Annotated in this window: 3 protein-coding genes and 1 pseudogene; 1 reads left to right on the top strand and 3 read right to left on the bottom strand. The window is 65.6% G+C overall.

Annotated elements, in window-relative coordinates; genetic code table 11:
• Window positions 1–517: ferrochelatase (locus tag ACXJL8_RS39090; protein WP_456686822.1), on the bottom strand; the 517-nt coding region annotated here is incomplete at its 3' end.
• A gap of 80 nt (window positions 518–597) precedes the next feature.
• Between ACXJL8_RS39090 and ACXJL8_RS39085 the strand changes: the two genes are divergently transcribed.
• The gene (locus ACXJL8_RS39085; protein ID WP_456686821.1) at window positions 598–996 is read left to right on the top strand and encodes an MAPEG family protein; all 399 of its coding nucleotides are present in this window, start codon (window positions 598–600) and stop codon (window positions 994–996) included.
• 109 nt (window positions 997–1105) lie between these two features.
• Here the strand turns inward: ACXJL8_RS39085 and ACXJL8_RS39080 are convergent, their stop codons facing one another.
• Entirely contained in the window at window positions 1106–2230 is a 1125-nt protein-coding gene (locus ACXJL8_RS39080) for a nickel/cobalt transporter (protein WP_456617392.1), read from the bottom strand.
• A pseudogene (locus tag ACXJL8_RS39075) lies at window positions 2227–2341 on the bottom strand (DUF1007 family protein); the annotation flags it as partial. The gene ACXJL8_RS39080 and the pseudogene ACXJL8_RS39075, both read right to left, overlap by 4 nt.

Genomic DNA, 2341 nt, shown 5'->3' with positions numbered 1-2341 from the left:
GCGCCCGCAGGCGGGCGAGCACGCGAAACACCTCGTCGCAGACGGTGGCCGAGGTCGGGGCGGAATATTGCGGATAGAGCGGCACGGCCAGGATGCGTTCGCAGCCCTTTGCGATCAGCGCCTCGATGCCCGACTTGATCGAGGGATTGCCGTAGCGCATCGCCCAATCCACCACGACGTGGTCGCGGTCCAGCAGCGCGGCTGCGAGCTTGTCGGCTTGCGACCGCGTGATGGTCTTGAGCGGTGACTCGTTCTTCTCGGTATTCCAGATCTTCAGATAGTCGAGCGCCTTGGTGCGCGGCCGGCTGCGCAGGATGATCCCGTTCAGCACCAGTTGCCAGATCAGGCCCTGGTCCTCGATGACGCGGGGGTCCGAGAGGAATTCCTTGAGATAAACCCGCACGCCGGGGGCGTCGGCCGTATCGGGCGTGCCGAGATTGACCAGCAGCACGCCGACGCGCGAGGGGCCGGGCTGCGCGGCCCGCTTTGCGGTCTCGATGGGGACAATCGTGGTCATGGTCCGTTGGGTCGCGCGTTGCTCCGAACTTGTCAAGATTGGGCCGGTTTCGCTAGGGTCGGTGCACAGGGGGAGGAACCATGACGCTTGCGGAATGGTGCGTTTTCGGAGCACTGCTGCTCTATCTGGCGACGATAGCCTCGATCAAATGGATCCGGTTTGGCGGCTTCGACAATTCCCGGCCGCGCGATCCCGCCTTCTATGAGGATGCCATCGCGCAGCGCGCGCTCGGCGCCCATCAGAACGGCATCGAGACCTTTCCGTTCTTCGCCWTCGCGGTGCTGCTCGCCGAATTCAGGGACGCGCCGCAGCGGCTGATCGACGAGCTCGCGGTGCTGTTCCTGATCGTGCGGATCGCCTACGTGCTGACCTATCTCGGCAACCGCCCGACGCTGCGCTCGATCCTCTGGAGCATCGGCTTTGCGATCAATCTCGGGATTTTCTTCATGCCGATGTTGAAGCGGTTTTTGCCGGTGTGAGCTTGTCAGAGATCGTAGCCCGGATGGAGCGAAGCGTAATCCGGGGTCCTTCCGCAGCGGCACTGTCCCGGATTGCGCTTCGCTCCATCCGGGCTACGAGGCTTTCGGCTCAAAAACACGTCGTCCGTTCGGCCGCGATGTAGCCGAACAGCAGGCCCGCGCCGAACAGCAGCACGAGACCGGCGGCGCCGAATTCGATGCCGCGCATGAACAGCGCGCCGCCGCCGTCGCGCCCTGCGCTCAGGCGGCCGGCGATGTCCTTGGCGGAGACGGCGATGACCGCAATGGCCGCGACCGTGATCGCGGTGCCGAGCCCCATCAGCAGGGTCGCGGCGATGCCGGCCCAGAACAGGCCCTGGGCGAGCGCGAACACCAGCACCAGGATCGCGCCCGAGCACGGACGGATGCCGACGGTCAAGATCGCGGCAAAACCGCGCCGCCAGCCGCCGGGACCGGCGAGCTCGCTCGGCGCGGGACCGTGGGAATGGCCGCAATGTTCGTCATGGACGTGCTCATGTGCGTGATGGGCGTGGGCGTGACCATGATCGTGGTGACGATGATCATGGCCGTGAGCATGGTCATGATGGTCATGCGCATCATGATGGTGATGGCCGTGATCATGGTGATGCGGCACGCCCGCGATCGCCGGCACCGGCTGCGCGGCCTGGAGCGCGCGAATAAAGGCGCCGCCCTTGACCCAGACTAGGCGCAGGCCGAACAGCGCGATCAGGGCGTAGCTGGCGATCTCGATCGCGCCTTCCGCCTTGCACATGGTTTTCGCCGTCGCATTCAGCACCCAGGCCGAGATGCCGACGATCAGGATCGCCACCAGCGACTGCATCAGGGCCGAGGCAAACGACAGCGCGATGCCGCGCCGCGCGGTCTCGCGGTTGGCGACAAGATAGGAGGCGATCACCGCCTTGCCGTGGCCGGGACCGGCGGCGTGGAAGATGCCGTAGGCAAACGAGATGAAGAGCAGCGTCCACACCGCCGAGCCGTCGGTCTTGGCGGCGCGGATCGTCGCCGACATCTGGCGATAGAATTCCGACTGTTTTGCCAGCAGCCAGCCGATGATGCCGCTGGCCTCGGGTTCGGCCGCCTGCGCGGGGCGCGGCGCGCCGAACGGATTTTGCGCGAGCAGATCGTGAAGCGCGGCATCGGCCACGATCGCGACCAGCAGAACGGCCACGCAGGCGATCAGCCCGCGGGTGAGCAGGGAGAGATGCTGCTTCAAGGGCAATCCACCGTGATCTTGTTGGCGAACATCATGCCGAAATTGGAGTTCTCGCCGTTCAGGAAGGTCTGCTCATTGAGCTTCTGGGCGGTGGCCGAGCCGTCGCTGGGA

Source organism: Bradyrhizobium sp. P5_C11_2 (assembly GCF_054049755.1).
The sequence above is the reverse complement of the archived record's forward strand: the minus strand, read 5'-3'. Positions and strand labels throughout refer to the sequence as shown.